Source organism: Mycobacterium sp. NGS34, assembly GCF_059812845.1.
Window position 1 is genome coordinate 243,034 of the sequence record NZ_JCALDM010000005.1, and the last position, 14,863, is coordinate 257,896.

Annotated in this window: 14 protein-coding genes and 1 pseudogene; 11 read left to right on the top strand and 4 right to left on the bottom strand. The window is 68.9% G+C overall.

The window, feature by feature from the left end; translation table 11 throughout:
• Positions 1 to 16 precede the first annotated feature (16 nt).
• Entirely contained in the window at positions 17 to 670 is a 654-nt protein-coding gene (locus AC5Y7V_RS15205; protein ID WP_499880856.1) for an SACE_7040 family transcriptional regulator, read from the bottom strand.
• 108 nt (positions 671 to 778) lie between these two features.
• Here AC5Y7V_RS15205 and AC5Y7V_RS15210 point away from each other — a divergent pair, with 108 nt between their 5' ends.
• The 8 genes from AC5Y7V_RS15210 (at position 779) to AC5Y7V_RS15245 (ending at position 9,932) form a co-directional block, all read left to right on the top strand.
• On the top strand, positions 779 to 2,398 hold the full coding sequence (locus AC5Y7V_RS15210) for an AMP-binding protein (protein WP_499880857.1): 1,620 nt from the start codon (positions 779 to 781) through the stop codon (positions 2,396 to 2,398).
• An 81-nt stretch (positions 2,399 to 2,479) separates the two neighbouring features.
• Entirely contained in the window at positions 2,480 to 3,232 is a 753-nt protein-coding gene (locus AC5Y7V_RS15215; protein WP_499880858.1) for a CoA transferase subunit A, read from the top strand.
• Positions 3,229 to 3,879: a CoA transferase subunit B gene (locus tag AC5Y7V_RS15220; RefSeq protein ID WP_499880859.1), complete on the top strand. Its 651-nt coding sequence runs from the start codon at positions 3,229 to 3,231 to the stop codon at positions 3,877 to 3,879. Before AC5Y7V_RS15215 ends, AC5Y7V_RS15220 begins: the two co-directional genes overlap by 4 nt.
• The gene (locus AC5Y7V_RS15225) at positions 3,876 to 5,462 is read left to right on the top strand and encodes a carboxyl transferase domain-containing protein (RefSeq protein ID WP_499880860.1); all 1,587 of its coding nucleotides are present in this window, start codon (positions 3,876 to 3,878) and stop codon (positions 5,460 to 5,462) included. The genes AC5Y7V_RS15220 and AC5Y7V_RS15225 overlap by 4 nt, the downstream gene beginning before the upstream one ends.
• Positions 5,463 to 5,468: 6 nt before the next feature.
• Entirely contained in the window at positions 5,469 to 7,448 is a 1,980-nt protein-coding gene (locus AC5Y7V_RS15230) for an acetyl/propionyl/methylcrotonyl-CoA carboxylase subunit alpha (protein ID WP_499880861.1), read from the top strand.
• On the top strand, positions 7,445 to 8,620 hold the full coding sequence (locus AC5Y7V_RS15235; protein WP_499880862.1) for an acyl-CoA dehydrogenase family protein: 1,176 nt from the start codon (positions 7,445 to 7,447) through the stop codon (positions 8,618 to 8,620). Before AC5Y7V_RS15230 ends, AC5Y7V_RS15235 begins: the two co-directional genes overlap by 4 nt.
• Positions 8,617 to 9,111, top strand: a complete 495-nt coding sequence (locus AC5Y7V_RS15240) for a MaoC family dehydratase (RefSeq protein ID WP_499880863.1) — start codon at positions 8,617 to 8,619, stop codon at positions 9,109 to 9,111. Before AC5Y7V_RS15235 ends, AC5Y7V_RS15240 begins: the two co-directional genes overlap by 4 nt.
• The gene (locus AC5Y7V_RS15245; RefSeq protein ID WP_499880864.1) at positions 9,111 to 9,932 is read left to right on the top strand and encodes an HpcH/HpaI aldolase/citrate lyase family protein; all 822 of its coding nucleotides are present in this window, start codon (positions 9,111 to 9,113) and stop codon (positions 9,930 to 9,932) included. The genes AC5Y7V_RS15240 and AC5Y7V_RS15245 overlap by 1 nt, the downstream gene beginning before the upstream one ends.
• A 46-nt stretch (positions 9,933 to 9,978) precedes the next feature.
• Here AC5Y7V_RS15245 and AC5Y7V_RS15250 read toward each other — a convergent pair whose 3' ends face one another.
• The 3 genes and pseudogenes from AC5Y7V_RS15250 to AC5Y7V_RS15260 form a co-directional block, all read right to left on the bottom strand.
• The gene (locus AC5Y7V_RS15250; protein ID WP_499880865.1) at positions 9,979 to 10,308 is read right to left on the bottom strand and encodes a type II toxin-antitoxin system PemK/MazF family toxin; all 330 of its coding nucleotides are present in this window, start codon (positions 10,306 to 10,308) and stop codon (positions 9,979 to 9,981) included.
• Positions 10,305 to 10,562 (bottom strand): annotated as a pseudogene (locus AC5Y7V_RS15255) (type II toxin-antitoxin system antitoxin MazE5); the annotation flags it as partial. The pseudogene AC5Y7V_RS15255 and the gene AC5Y7V_RS15250, both read right to left, overlap by 4 nt.
• A gap of 79 nt (positions 10,563 to 10,641) precedes the next feature.
• Complete coding sequence (locus tag AC5Y7V_RS15260) at positions 10,642 to 11,250, bottom strand: DUF7711 family protein (protein ID WP_499880866.1); 609 nt, start codon at positions 11,248 to 11,250, stop codon at positions 10,642 to 10,644.
• Positions 11,251 to 11,580: 330 nt separating this feature from the next.
• Between AC5Y7V_RS15260 and pdhA the strand changes: the two genes are divergently transcribed.
• Genes pdhA through AC5Y7V_RS15275 form a run of 3 tightly spaced genes read left to right on the top strand, consistent with a single transcriptional unit; the run spans position 11,581 to position 14,860 of the window.
• Positions 11,581 to 12,672 carry a pyruvate dehydrogenase (acetyl-transferring) E1 component subunit alpha gene (pdhA, locus tag AC5Y7V_RS15265; RefSeq protein ID WP_499880867.1) on the top strand — a complete coding sequence of 364 codons (1,092 nt, stop codon included), beginning with the start codon at positions 11,581 to 11,583 and terminating at the stop codon, positions 12,670 to 12,672.
• Entirely contained in the window at positions 12,669 to 13,703 is a 1,035-nt protein-coding gene (gene bkdB, locus AC5Y7V_RS15270) for a 3-methyl-2-oxobutanoate dehydrogenase subunit beta (RefSeq protein WP_499880868.1), read from the top strand. Before pdhA ends, bkdB begins: the two co-directional genes overlap by 4 nt.
• Entirely contained in the window at positions 13,700 to 14,860 is a 1,161-nt protein-coding gene (locus AC5Y7V_RS15275) for a dihydrolipoamide acetyltransferase family protein (protein WP_499880869.1), read from the top strand. Before bkdB ends, AC5Y7V_RS15275 begins: the two co-directional genes overlap by 4 nt.
• Positions 14,861 to 14,863: the final 3 nt, after the last annotated feature.

The window sequence follows — 14,863 nt, forward strand, 5'->3', positions numbered from 1 at the left end:
CCAGATTCCCCGGGACTCAGGGGCAGGATTGGCCGGCGCTCAGCGCGGCGACCGTCATCGCCCGCATGAGCGCGCGCGACCGCGTCGCGCGAGCGGGTCTGCGCGAATCGTCCGGCGACTTCATGCTGTGCGGTGTCGAGTTCAGCAGGCCGAAGACCGCGTGCGCCATCAGCCGGGCGTCGGCCTCGGCCAGCTTGGGATCGAGCTCGCGCAGCACGCCCACCCAGACCTCGACGTATTGGCGCTGCGCCTTGCGGACCTGTTTTTCGGCGGCCTCGGGCAGGTGCGCGAGGTCGCGGTCCTGGATCCGGATCAGGTCGGGTTCGCCCAGGGCGAAGTCGAGGTGGAACTCGATGAGCTCGTCCAACGCGACGGTCGCGTCGGCGTTGCGGGCTCGCGCGCTGCGGGCGCCGGCGAGCAGTCGGGTGCTGATCCCCACGAGCAGCTCGACAAGCATCGACTCCTTGTTGGGGAAGTGGCGATAGATCGCCGGACCGCTGACGCCCGCGGCGGCGCCGATGTCTTCGAGCCGCACCGCGAGGAAACCGCGCTCGGCGAACAGCCGTTCGGCGGCCGACAGCAGTTGCAGCCGCCGGTCGGATTTCAACTGGCTCCGGCGATTTGGGGCGTCGGCCTGGCCGGGCCGGCCCTCTGCCGCGGATGCGGTCACGGCGGCCCTCCGTCCGGTCGGTTAATCGTCACTAACTTAGCACGGGTATGGCCCGGTTACAGATGTCCGAGAAGGGTTTACCTTGGTACCGAACCAGCCGGAGGAGCCGTGGCACACCTTTCGTATGAGCGGGGCCCGAGCGATCCGCCGCTGCTCGAAACCACGATCGGGGCCAACCTCGCCGCCACGACGGCCAAGCACGCGCAACGCGACGCACTGGTCGACGTGGCCGCGGGACGACGCTGGAGCTACGCCGAATTGCTGGCCTCCGTGCGCGGATTGGCTTCCGGATTGCTGCGGGCGGGGATCCGCCCCGGCGATCGCGTCGGGATCTGGGCGCCCAACCGGTGGGAGTGGGTGCTCGTCCAGTACGCGACCGCGGAGATCGGCGCGATCCTGGTCAACATCAACCCGGCCTACCGGGAACGCGAATTGCACTATGCGCTAAGGCAATCCGGGGTCGCGATGCTGATCGCCGCCCGGGACTTCAAGACCACCGACTACGCGGCCATGCTGCACGACGTGGCGCCGCGCTGCCCGGACCTCGCCGAGGCCGTGCTGCTGGACAGCGAACGGTGGGACGAGCTGGCCGCCACCGACGTCGACCCGACCGGGCTGGCCCAGATCGCGGCCGCGCTGGATTGCCGCGATCCGGTCAACATCCAATACACCTCCGGCACAACGGGATACCCCAAGGCGGCGACGCTCTGCCACCGCAACATCCTGAACAACGGCTACCTGGTGGGCGAGCTACTCGAATACACCGCGGAAGACCGGATCTGCATCCCGGTGCCCTTCTATCACTGCTTCGGCATGGTGATGGGGAACCTGGCGGCCACGAGTCATGGCGCGTGCATGGTGATTCCGGCGCCGGGGTTCGACCCGGCGGCCACGCTGCGGGCGGTGCAGGCCGAACGCTGCACCAGCCTCTACGGCGTCCCGACGATGTTCATCGCCGAGCTCGGGCTGCCGGACTTCGACGACTACGAACTGGGCAGCCTGCGCACCGGCATCATGGCCGGCTCGCCGTGCCCGGTCGAGGTGATGCGCAAGGTGATCGCGCGCATGCACATGCCGGGCGTCTCCATCTGCTATGGCATGACGGAAACGTCGCCGGTATCGACGCAGACGCGCACCGACGATTCGCTGGAACGGCGGGTCGCGACGGTCGGCCGGGTGGGCCCGCATCTCGAGGTCAAGGTGGCGGACCCGGCCGGCGGCGCAACCGTGCCGCGGGGGATCGCGGGCGAACTCTGTACGCGCGGCTATTCGGTGATGGCCGGGTATTGGAACGACCCGGAGCGGACCGCCGAGGTCATCGACGCGGACGGCTGGATGCACACGGGGGACCTGGCCGTCATGGACGACTGCGGCTACGTCCAGATCACCGGCCGCATCAAGGACCTCATCGTCCGCGGCGGCGAGAACATCTCGCCGCGCGAGATCGAGGAGTTCCTGCACACCCACCCCGACGTTGTCGACGCCCAGGTCATCGGGGTGCCCGACGAACGGTACGGCGAGGAGGTCATGGCGGTCGTCATACTGCGCGACGGCGCGTCCGCGCTCACCATTGAGGGCTTGCGCGAGTTCTGCGCCGGGCGCATCGCGAGGTTCAAGATCCCGCGCTACCTCCGGATCGTCGACGAGTTCCCGATGACCGTCACCGGCAAGGTGCGCAAGACCGAGATGCGTGAGCAGGCGATCGAGTACCTGAGTGACCAGGGCTGAGCTCCCTGGACGCGGCGTGCGGGCGATGGTATTCTCACGTCAGTTAATGAAGATTAACTGAAATCGGAGGCTCCTGCGGCGATGGACAAGGTGGTCACCTCACCTACGGCGGCTGCCGACGCCGTGGCCGACATAACCGACGGCTCGTCCCTGGCGGTCGGGGGATTCGGGTTCTGCGGCATCCCGGAGGCGTTGATCGCGGCGCTGGTCGACAGCGGCGTCCGCGAGCTGGAGACCGTGTCCAACAACTGCGGCGGCTACGGCGTCGGGCTGGAAGCGCTGTTGCACCACAAGCGGATTCGCCGCGCCGTCGCCTCCTACGTCGGCGACAACAAGGAATTCGCCCGCCAGTTCCTCGCCGGCGAGCTCGAGGTGGAGCTCATCCCGCAGGGCACCCTGGCCGAGCGGCTGCGCGCCGGCGGCATGGGAATCCCGGCCTTCTACACGCCGGCGGGGGTCGGCACCCCGGTCGCCGACGGCGGATTGCCGTGGCGCTACGACGCGTCCGGCGCGGTGGCGTTGGTGTCGCCGCCCAAGGAGACCCGCGAGTTCGACGGCGTCACCTACGTTCTCGAGCGCGCGATCCGCACCGACTTCGCGCTGGTGCACGCCTGGAAGGGCGACCGGCACGGCAACCTCGTCTACCGGGCGTCCGCCGCCAACTTCAATCCCGACTGCGCGACGGCGGGCAGGGTCACCATCGCCGAGGTCGAGCATCTCGTCGAACCCGGGGAGATCGACCCGGCCGCGGTGCACACCCCGGGCGTCTTCGTGCAGCGGGTCGTGCACGTGCCGGATCCCGCCAAGCCGATCGAGAAGGTGACAGTGGGGTGAGCTGGAGTAGAGAGGAATTGGCCGCGCGGGTGGCCGCCGAATTCGAGGACGGTCAATACGTCAACCTCGGCATCGGCATGCCCACGCTGATTCCGAACCACATCCCCGACGGCGTCACCGTCGTCATCCACTCGGAGAACGGGATACTCGGCGTCGGGCCGTACCCTCGACCCGAAGACGTCGACGCCGACCTGATCAACGCGGGCAAGGAGACGGTCACCACGTTGCCGGGTGCGGCGTTTTTCGGCTCCTCGACCTCGTTCGGGATCATCCGCGGCGGCCACATCGACGTCGCGGTGCTTGGCGCCATGCAGGTCTCGGCGACCGGCGACCTGGCCAACTGGATGATCCCGGGAAAGATGGTCAAGGGCATGGGCGGCGCGATGGACCTGGTGCACGGCGCCCGCAAGGTGATCGTGATGATGGAACACACCGCCCGGGACGGCGGCCCGAAAATCGTTGAGCGGTGCACCCTTCCGTTGACCGGCGTGGGCTGCGTCGACCGCATCATCACCGACCTCGCCGTCATCGACGTGCGCGGCGACGGCCTGCACCTCGTCGAGACCGCCCCCGCGGTCTCGGTCGACGAGGTGATCGCCAAAACCGAACCGCCCCTTATGCTGGCGACCACCGGGAGGCACACATGAGCACCGCCGTCACGACCGCGCCATCCTTCGCCGACGAACACCGGCGGCTGGTCGCCGAATTGAACGCCAAGCTGGCGGCCGCGGCACTCGGCGGCAACGAACGCGCGCGCGAACGCCACGTCAGCCGCGGCAAGCTGCTGCCCCGCGAGCGGGTGGACCGCCTGCTCGACCCGGGCAGCCCGTTTCTGGAGCTGGCCCCGCTGGCGGCCGGCGGCATGTACGACGACGAGTCCCCGGGAGCCGGGATCATCACCGGGATCGGCCGGGTGTCGGAGCGCGAATGCGTGATCGTCGCCAACGACGCGACCGTCAAGGGCGGCACCTACTACCCGATGACGGTCAAGAAGCACCTGCGCGCGCAGGAGGTCGCGCTGCAGAATCGGTTGCCGTGCATCTACCTGGTCGACTCCGGCGGCGCGTTCCTGCCGCGCCAGGACGAGGTCTTTCCCGACCGCGAGCATTTCGGTCGGATCTTCTACAACCAGGCGACCATGAGCGCCAAGGGGATTCCGCAAGTGGCGGCCGTGCTGGGGTCGTGCACGGCCGGCGGCGCCTACGTGCCGGCGATGAGCGACGAGGCCGTCATCGTCCGCGAGCAGGGCACCATCTTCCTCGGCGGTCCGCCGCTGGTCAAAGCCGCGACCGGCGAGATCGTCACGGCCGAGGAACTCGGCGGCGGCGACCTGCACTCGCGGGTCTCCGGCGTCACCGACCACCTCGCCGACGACGACGAGCACGCGCTGCGGATCGTGCGCTCCATCGCCGCCACGTTCGGTCCGCGCGAGCCCGCGCAGTGGGAGGTGCAACCCTCTGTCGAGCCCAAGCACGCGCAGGCGGAGCTCTACGACGTCGTGCCGCCCGACCCCCGTGTGCCCTACGACGTGCACGAGGTCATCGTGCGCCTCGTCGACGGCAGCGAATTCAGCGAATTCAAGGCCAACTACGGCAAGACGCTGGTGACCGCGTTCGCGCGCATCCACGGCCACCCCGTCGGCATCGTCGCCAACAACGGCGTCTTGTTCAGCGAATCGGCTTTGAAGGGCGCGCATTTCATCGAGCTGTGCGACAAGCGCCGGATTCCGCTGCTGTTTCTGCAGAACATCGCCGGGTTCATGGTCGGGCGCGACTACGAAGCCGGCGGCATCGCCAAGCACGGCGCCAAGATGGTCACCGCCGTGGCCTGTGCCCGGGTGCCCAAGCTCACCGTCGTCATCGGCGGCTCCTACGGGGCGGGCAACTACTCGATGTGCGGGCGCGCGTATTCGCCACGCTTCCTGTGGATGTGGCCCAACGCCCGCATCTCGGTGATGGGCGGCGAGCAGGCCGCGTCGGTGCTCGCAACCGTGCGCGGCGAGCAGCTCAGCGCGGCGGGCAAGCCGTGGTCCGCCGACGACGAGGAGGCGTTCAAGGCGCCCATCCGGGCGCAGTACGAGGACCAGGGCAACCCGTACTACTCGACGGCACGATTGTGGGACGACGGCATCATCGACCCGGCCGACACCAGAACGGTTCTTGGGCTTGCCCTTTCGGCGTGCGCCAACGCGCCGCTGGAACCGGTCTCCTACGGCGTATTCCGGATGTGACCTGCAATGTTTGACACCGTACTTGTGGCCAACCGCGGCGAGATCGCGGTGCGGGTGATCCGCACGTTGCGCCGGCTGGGCATCCGGTCGGTCGCCGTCTACAGCGACCCCGACGCCGCCGCGCGGCACGTGCTCGAGGCCGACACGGCCGTGCGCCTGGGCCCCGCCGCGGCGCGCGAAAGCTACCTGGACATCGAGAAGGTCGTCGACGCCGCGGTGCGCACCGGGTCCCAGGCGATCCACCCGGGCTACGGGTTCCTTTCGGAGAACGCGCATTTCGCCGCGGCGTGCGAACGCGCCGGGGTGGTGTTCCTGGGACCGCCGTCCCGTGCGATCGAGGTGATGGGCGACAAGATCACCGCGAAGAACGCCGTGGCCGCGTTCGACGTCCCGGTGGTGCCCGGGGTGGCCAAGCCGGGCCTGACCGACGACGAACTCGCCGCCGCCGCCGACCGGATCGGCTACCCGGTGTTGATCAAGCCGTCGGCCGGCGGCGGTGGCAAGGGCATGCGGCTGGTGGAGGACCCCGCGCAGCTGCGCGAGGCGCTGGTCGGCGCGCGACGGGAGGCCGCCTCGTCGTTCGGCGACGACACGCTGTTCCTGGAGCGGTTTGTGTTGCGGCCCAGGCATATCGAGGTGCAGGTGCTGGCCGACACGCACGGCAACGTGGTCCATCTGGGCGAGCGCGAGTGCAGCCTGCAACGGCGCCACCAGAAAGTCATCGAGGAGGCGCCCTCGCCGCTGCTCGATCCCGGGACGCGCGCGCGGATCGGCGCCGCGGCCTGCAACACCGCCCGCAGCGTGGATTACGTCGGCGCCGGGACCGTCGAGTTCATCGTCTCCGCGGAGCGTCCCGACGAGTTCTTCTTCATGGAGATGAACACCCGTCTGCAGGTGGAGCATCCGGTCACCGAGGCCGTCACCGGCCTGGACCTGGTGGAGTGGCAGCTACGGGTGGCCGCCGGCGAGAAGCTGGGGTTCGCCCAGGACGACATCGAATTGCGCGGGCACGCGATCGAGGCGCGCGTGTACGCGGAGGATCCCGCGCGCGGGTTCCTGCCCACGGGCGGCGAGGTGCTGGCGGTGTCCGAACCGTCAGGCGCCGGCGTGCGGGTGGACTCGTCGCTGCTGGCCGGGACGGTGGTCGGCAGCGACTACGACCCGATGCTCAGCAAGGTGATCGCCCACGGCGACGATCGCGAAGAGGCGCTCGCGAAACTCGATCGCGCGCTGGGGCAGACCGTGATCCTCGGCGTGCAGACGAACGTCGAATTCCTGCGCTTCCTGCTGGCCGACGACCGCGTGCGAGCCGGTGACCTGGACACCGCGCTGCTCGACGAGCGGCTGGCGGACTTCGCGCCGGCCCCGGCGCCCGACGACGTGCTCGCCGCCGGCGGCCTCTTCCGCCAGTGGGCTTTGTCTATCAAGGCCCTTCGGGCCTCGGGGAACCCGTGGGCGGCGCCGACGGGGTGGCGGGTCGGCGGCGGCGCCGCGCCGGTGCGCACCGACATGCGCACGCCGCTGCGCAGCGAGACGGTGTCGGTGTGGGGAACGCCGGAGGCCGCCAGGGTGCAGGTCGGCGACGGTGAGATCCTCTCCGCCAGTGTGGAACTCGACGGCGCGCGGATGAGCGCGACGCTGGGCGGTCGGCGCCGCGAATATTGGTGGGCCGAGGCCGACCGGCACCTGTGGATCGCCGACGAGCGCGGGACGTGGCACCTGCGCGAGGCCGAGGAGCACAAGATTCACCGCGCGGCGGGCGAGCGGCCGGCCGAGGTCGTCAGCCCCATGCCCGGCAACGTGATCGCCGTGCAGGTCAGCAACGGCGACGAGGTCTCCGAGGGCGACGTGATAGTCGTCGTCGAGGCGATGAAGATGGAACATTCTCTGCCCGCACCTGTTTCGGGTCGGGCGGAGCTGATGGTGTCGGTCGGCGATCAGGTGAAGGTCGATCAGGTTTTAGCGCGGATTAAGGATGGATCATGACGACAGCGATCACTACGATTTCCGGGGGGACGCTCCCCAAGGAATACGAGGACCTTCGCGACACGGTGGCCGACTTCGCGCGCACCGTGGTCGCGCCGGTGTCGGCCAAACACGATGAGGAGCACAGCTTCCCGTACGAGGTCGTCGCCAAGATGGCCGAGATGGGCCTGTTCGGGCTGCCGTTCCCGGAGGAATACGGCGGCATGGGCGGCGACTACTTCGCGCTGGCCCTGGCCCTCGAGGAACTCGGCAAGGTCGACCAGTCGGTGGCCATCACGCTGGAGGCCGGCGTCGGGCTGGGCGCGATGCCGATCTATCGCTTCGGCACCGAGGAGCAGAAGCAGAAATGGCTGCCGGACCTGACGGCCGGCCGGGCGCTGGCCGGTTTCGGGCTCACCGAGCCGGGTGCCGGCTCCGACGCGGGCGCCACCCGCACCAGCGCCCGGCTCGATGACGGCGAGTGGGTGATCAACGGCAGCAAGCAATTCATCACCAACTCCGGCACCGACATCACCTCGCTGGTCACCGTCACGGCGGTCACCGGAACCCTGGCGGGTGACAAGAAGGAGATCTCGACGATCATCGTGCCCAGCGGCACACCGGGTTTCACCGTCGAACCGGTCTACAACAAGGTCGGCTGGAACGCGTCGGACACCCACCCGCTGAGCTTCGCCGACGCCCGCGTCCCGGAGGAAAACCTGTTGGGCGCCCGCGGCACCGGGTACGCGAACTTCCTGTCCATCCTCGACGAGGGCCGCATCGCGATCGCCGCCCTGGCGACCGGGGTCGCGCAGGGCTGCGTCGACGAAAGCGTCAAGTACGCCAAGGAACGTCAGTCGTTCGGCCAGCCGATCGGCTCGTATCAGGCGATCAGCTTCAAGATCGCGCGGATGGAGGCCCGCGCCCACGTCGCGCGCACCGCTTACTACGAGGCCGCCGCGAAGATGTTGGCGGGCAAGCCCTTCAAGAAGGAGGCGGCGATCGCGAAGATGGTCTCCTCCGAGGCCGCGATGGACAACGCCCGCGACGCCACCCAGATCCACGGCGGCTACGGCTTCATGAACGAATATCCGGTGGCGCGCCACTACCGCGACAGCAAGATCCTCGAGATCGGCGAAGGGACCACGGAGGTGCAGTTGATGCTCATCGCGCGATCGCTGGGGCTGTCGTGAGCGAAGGTAAGTCAGTTATCCAGCGAGGCTTGTGGTTTGAGGAGTTCGAGGTCGGCACGACCTACCTGCACCGCCCCGGCCGCACCGTCACCGAGGCCGACAACGTGCTGTTCACCACGCTGACCATGAACACCCAGTCGCTGCACCTCGACGCGGCGTGGGCCGCCGAGCAGCCCGGCTTTCGGGGCGAGCGGCTGGTGAACTCGATGTTCACCCTCTCCACGCTGGTGGGGCTGTCGGTGGCGCAGCTGACGCTCGGCACCATCGTCGCCAACCTCGGCTTTTCCGAGGTGTCGTTTCCCAAGCCCGTCTTTCACGGCGACACCCTGTACGCCGAGACCGTGTGCACCGGCAAGCGCGAGTCGAAGAGCCGGCCCGGCGAGGGCATCGTCACCCTCGAGCACACCGGGCGCAACCAGCACGGCGACGTCGTGGCGCGGGCGGTGCGGACCACTCTGGTACAAAAGCGGCCAGACACAGAGGAGGTGTGATGGACCTGCGCGCCGCCGGCCCGGCCTGGTTGTTCTGCCCGGCCGACCGTCCCGAGCGTTTCGCCAAGGCCGCCGCGGCGGCCGACGTGGTGATCCTCGACCTCGAGGACGGGGTGGCCGAAGCTGACAAGCCCGCCGCCCGCAAGGCGCTGCGCGAGACCCCGCTGGACCCCGAGCGGACCGTGGTGCGGATCAACGCCGCCGGCACCGATGAGTACGCCCGCGACCTCGACGCCCTGGCCGATACCGCCTACACCACGGTGATGCTTTCCAAGACCGAATCCGCCGCCCAGGTGACCGCGCTGGCGCCGCGCGAGGTGGTCGCGCTGATCGAGACGCCGCGCGGCGCGGTGTTCGTCGCCGAAATCGCCGCCGCGCAAGGCACCGCTGCCCTCATGTGGGGTGCCGAGGACCTGGTCGCCAGCCTGGGCGGCAGCTCTAACCGGCTGGCGGACGGCACCTACCGCGACGTCGCGCTGCACGTCCGGTCGGCGACCCTGCTCGCGGCGTCCGCGTTCGGCCGGATCGCGCTCGACGCCGTCTATGTGAACATCCGTGACCTCGACGGCCTGCGGGCCGAGGCCGACGACGCCGTCGCTGTGGGTTTCGACGCGACCGTCTGCATCCACCCCAGCCAGGTCGCGGTCGTGCGGGAGGCCTATCGCCCCAGCGAGGAGAAACTCGACTGGGCGCGGCGGGTGACGGCAGCGGCGCGCTCCGAGCGCGGGGTGTTCGCCTTCGAAGGACAGATGGTCGACTCGCCGGTGCTCAAGCACGCGGCGATGTTGCTGCGCCGCGCCGGGGAGCCCGCGTCGGGTTAGGGGATCGGCGTCGACGGGCCATCGGACGGATCGCCTCGTTATGGCGTCAGCCGGAGCAGTCGACTGCGACCTCAAGCGCAGTGCAGATCGCGCGCATCCGGGTATCGGCAAGCCGGCCAAGCCGACTGACCAATACTGCGATCGAGACACTTTCGACCGAGTCCAGGTTCACCGCCGAACGCCGGGGGATCGGATCGACGCCGGGTTCAAGGATGACTTCGCTTGCCAGCCCTCGGACGGTCGTGGTGCAGGGAGCGACGAGTGCGCGTCGAAGCCGGGGGATCGCCGCGTCACGCGACAGCACCACAACCGGGCGCTGCCCGATCTCGGGCATTTCGCACCACCACACCTCTCCGCGTGCCGGCAGTTCACTCACGAAGCCCCCGCCGCTCGCCGCCAGGACGCCAGGTCACCCCACTCGTCAGGCTCATCGGCCGGGTGCTCGTCGTAGGCGGCATAGCTCGCATTCACCTCAGCCGATCGATGACGAGCGAGTAAGGCACCGAGAGCCTCATCGATGAGGGCGGCGTCAGTGATGCCCGCCCGCACGTCGCGTGCACTGCTCAATAGCTCGGCGTCCACCGTGGTGCTCAATCGTACGCGATTCATGCCACAACTATGCCACATTCCTGCCACGCCGGCCGGTCTTGGATCGCCGAGGCGGCGCCAATGCTGGAAAATCATTTGGGCCGCTTGAAGCGCGCACCGCTCACTGATTCAGAGCGCAAACGGCGTCCAGCATTTCCGCTACAGCGGTAGCCGCGCGCCACAGGTGATCCTCGGGCGATTCGTCATAGCCCTGGTGGCGTCGGCGCCAGTCGCGGTCCCAGTAGCCCTGGAGGACAGATTGCAGGTGCTCACGCGACACGGCCAGCTCGGCCCGCAACTGTGTCGTAAGCTCGTCGTCGGATGGCTCGACGATGGCCAGGCGTTCAAACCGCCGCGACCGGAGGGCATCGATCGCGGACGAGTCAAGGCCGCTGTCGACGGCCCAGACCTTCACTACCCGCCGATGCTGATGATTCCACGCCGGCCATGCTCGCGGTCGGTAGCACCAGAGAAACGGCCGCTTACCGAGACCCAGTTGATGGCCGATCGCTTCTCCGGCGGGGTGCTTGCGTAGCCAGGGGAGCTCGTCGGCGGGAAGATCGAGAACGAGCACGACCGCTCCTGCGTCCAGGGTCTCCGCGAAGGACAGCAGCGCCCCGGTCACCCATATTTCCCACAGGGGCCACCGATGTCGGTCGCCGAGTTCCAGCCGCTCCGCCGCGACCGTCGCCATCTCGACGAGATGCCCGATGGCCGTCGAACGCTTCATGGCGCTAGCGTAGTCAAGTTGGCCAAGTGTCACGGCATCCATCGTGGGGGCGCATCTCGAATCGGGTGCCGATCGATCGAAAATCGCACCGCGACAGGCATTCCGGGCCGAACATGCCCATGGTCCGGAGTGGGCAGACGCCGTCCGCTCCAGGTTTAGTTGACATCCGCGCACCCCTGGGTCGTCTCCGTCGACCCCCGGCAACGTGTTAGCGGCTGGCTTATGCGACACGTTTTCGCTTCGGCCGTGATCAACGCGGCGTCTTCGCGTTTGGGCGCATAATGGGGGATACGCCAGTCTCGTGTAGCTGGCGATCGCCAAGGAGGCGGTATGGCGGATAAGTCTCAGACGCCGATGACCGTCGACCTCGAGCCCGTGCAACTCATTGCCGCCGACGGCACGCCGACGGCCGAACGGCGCTACGACAGCGAGCTTCCGCCGGAGACGCTGGGCTGGCTCTACGAGATGATGGTCGTCACCCGCGAACTGGACACCGAGTTCGTCAACCTGAAACGCCAAGGGCAACTGGCGCTGTTCGCGTCCTGCCGGGGCCAGGAGGCCGCCCAGGTCGGGGCCGCGGCCTGCCTGCGCAAGACCGACTGGCTGTTTCCGCAATACCGTGAGCTCGGCGCCTACCTGGTGCGCGGCATCCCGCCCGGGCACGTCGGGGCGGCATGGCGGGGAACGTGGCACGGCGGCCTCGACTTCACCAAGAAGTGCTGCGCCCCAATGTCGATCGCGATCGGCACCCAGACCCTGCACGCCGTCGGCGCGGCGATGGCCGCGCAACGCCTCGGGGAGGACTCGGTCACGGTGGCGTTCCTCGGCGACGGCGCCACCAGCGAGGGGGACGTGCACGAGGCGTTGAACTTCGCCGCCGTCTTCGGCACGCCGTGCGTGTTCTATGTGCAGAACAACCAGTGGGCGATCTCGGTGCCGGTATCCAAACAGACGGCCGCGGCGTCGATCGCGCACAAGGCAATTGGTTACGGAATGCCCGGGATCCGGGTGGACGGCAACGACGTCCTGGCGTGCTATGCGGTGACGGCCGAGGCCGCCGCCCGGGCCCGGTCCGGCGGCGGACCGACGTTGATCGAGGCGGTCACCTACCGGCTCGGCCCGCACACCACCTCGGACGATCCCAGCCGATACCGCACTCAGGACGAGGTGGATCGCTGGGCGGCGCTGGATCCGATCCCGCGCTACCGCAACTATTTACAGGGCCGGGGCCTGTGGTCGCAACGGCTGGAGGATCGGGTCGCGGCGCGGGCGAAGCGGATGCGCTCCGAACTGCGCGACGCGGTTTTCGACGCGCCGGACTTCGACGTCGACAAGGTGTTCACCACGGTCTACGCCGAGATCACACCCGGGCTGGAGACGCAGCGCCAACAGCTGCGCGCCGAACTGGGGAGGCTCGAATGACCCAGCTCGCCGAGCCCCCCGCCGCGCCTGCTGTTGACGCGGCGATCGGGGCGCAACAGCTGACCATGGTGCAGGCGCTCAACCGGGCGCTGCACGATGCGATGGACGCCGACGATCGCGTCCTGGTGTTCGGCGAGGACGTCTCCGTCGAGGGCGGCGTGTTTCGGGTGACCGAAGGGTTGGCCGAAACCTTCGGCGAGCAAAGGTGTTTCGATACGCCGCTGGCGGAGTCGGCCATCATCGGCATCGCGGTCGGGCTGGCGCTGCGTGGCTTTGTCCCGGTGCCGGAGATCCAGTTCGACGGATTCTCCTACCCGGCCTTCGATCAGGTGGTCAGCCACCTGGCCAAGTACCGCACGCGCACCCGCGGCGAGATCAACATGCCGGTCACCGTACGGATCCCGTCGTTCGGCGGAATCGGTGCGGCCGAGCATCATTCGGACTCCACCGAGTCCTACTGGGCGCACACCGCCGGCCTGAAGGTGGTGGTGCCGTCCAGCCCGACCGACGCCTACTGGCTGCTGCGCCACGCGATCGCCTGCCCCGACCCGGTGATGTACCTGGAGCCGAAGCGGCGTTACCAGGGCCGCGGCGTGGTCGACACCGGCCGGCCGGAACCGCCCATTGGACAGGCCATGGTGCGCCGGCCGGGCAGGGACGTGACCGTCGTGACCTACGGCAGCCTGGTGTGCACGGCCGTGGCCACCGCGGAAGACGCTCAGCGCCAACGCGGGTGGAGCCTGGAGGTCATCGATCTGCGGTCGCTGGTCCCGTTGGATTTTGACACCATCGCCGCGTCGATCCATCGGACCGGGCGCTGCGTGGTGTTGCACGAAGGGCCGCGCAGCCTGGGCTACGGGGCCGGTCTGGCCGCCCGCATCCAGGAAGAGATGTTCTACGAGCTGGAGGCGCCGGTGTTGCGCGCCTGTGGTTTCGACACGCCCTATCCGCCGGCGCGGTTGGAAAGACTGTGGCTGCCCGGCCCGGACCGGCTGCTGGACTGCGTCGAACGCGCGCTGGAGATGCCGTGAGCACCGACGAGCAGGTCAAGCCGTTCCGCGTTCCCGACCTCGGCGAGGGGCTCGAAGAAGTGACGGTGTCGTGCTGGTACGTCCAGGCCGGCGACGAGGTCGAACTCAACCAGGTCCTCTGTTCGGTGGAGACCGCCAAGGCCGAGGTGGAAATCCCGAGCCCGTACGCCGGGCGCATCGTCGAAACCAACGGAGCAGAGGGCGATGTGCTCAACGTCGGCGCGGTGCTGGTCCGCATCGACACCGCGCCGGCCGCCGCCGCCAGCGGCGGCCCCGCCGTGCCTACCCTGGTCGGCTACGGCGCCGACGCGGGCATCGACGCCAGCCGGCGGCCAGGCCGACCGCTCGCCGCCCCACCCGTGCGCAAGTTGGCCAAGGAACTCGCCGTCGACCTCACCTCGGTGCGGCCCGATGCCGGTGAGATCATCACCCGCGCGGACGTGCTGGCGGCGGCCGGCGGCACGGGGCGCGAGGTTCGGCCGGTCCGCGGCGTGCAGGCCCGGATGGCGGAGAAGATGGCGTTGTCCCACAAGGAAATCCCGGCCGCCACGGTGAGCGTCGACGTCGACTGCAGCGCGCTGCTGCGGCTGCGCGACCGCTGCCGTCCCGCGCACCAGGAGATCACGCCGTTCGTGCTGACGCTGCGTCTGCTCGTTGTCGCCTTGGGCCACAACATGATTCTCAACTCGACCTGGGTCGACTCGCCCGAAGGCCCCCAGGTGCGGGTCCACCGCGGCGTGCATCTGGGGTTCGGCGTGGCCACCGAGCGCGGGCTGCTGGTCCCGGTGATCACCGACGCGCAGAACAAGACGACCCGCGAATTGGCCGGCCGGACGGCGGAATTGATCGCCGGCGCGCGCGAGGGCACCCTGACGCCCGCGGAACTGCTGGGCTCGACGTTCACCGTGTCGAACTTCGGGGCGCTGGGCGTGGACGACGGGGTGCCGGTGATCAACCATCCGGAGGCGGCCATCCTGGGCATGGGAGCGATCCGGCCGCGCCCGGTGGTCATCGGTGACGAGGTTGTCGTCCGGTCGACGATGAGCCTGACGTGCGTGTTCGATCACCGTGTGGCGGACGGCGCCCAGGTGGCGCAGTTCGTCTGCGAGCTAAGGGATCTGATGGAGTCGCCCGAGACCGCCCTGCTGGACGTGTAGGCG

Excerpts from the sequence above, each read along its gene's own strand:
- AC5Y7V_RS15230 (WP_499880861.1), top strand. The coding sequence starts at position 5,469 with ATGTTTGACACCGTACTTGTGGCCAACCGCGGCGAGATCGCGGTGCGG.
- pdhA (WP_499880867.1), top strand. The coding sequence starts at position 11,581 with ATGGCGGATAAGTCTCAGACGCCGATGACCGTCGACCTCGAGCCCGTG.
- AC5Y7V_RS15225 (WP_499880860.1), top strand. The coding sequence starts at position 3,876 with ATGAGCACCGCCGTCACGACCGCGCCATCCTTCGCCGACGAACACCGG.
- bkdB (WP_499880868.1), top strand. The coding sequence starts at position 12,669 with ATGACCCAGCTCGCCGAGCCCCCCGCCGCGCCTGCTGTTGACGCGGCG.
- AC5Y7V_RS15260 (WP_499880866.1), bottom strand. The coding sequence starts at position 11,250 with ATGAAGCGTTCGACGGCCATCGGGCATCTCGTCGAGATGGCGACGGTC.
- AC5Y7V_RS15235 (WP_499880862.1), top strand. The coding sequence starts at position 7,445 with ATGACGACAGCGATCACTACGATTTCCGGGGGGACGCTCCCCAAGGAA.
- AC5Y7V_RS15245 (WP_499880864.1), top strand. The coding sequence starts at position 9,111 with ATGGACCTGCGCGCCGCCGGCCCGGCCTGGTTGTTCTGCCCGGCCGAC.
- AC5Y7V_RS15215 (WP_499880858.1), top strand. The coding sequence starts at position 2,480 with ATGGACAAGGTGGTCACCTCACCTACGGCGGCTGCCGACGCCGTGGCC.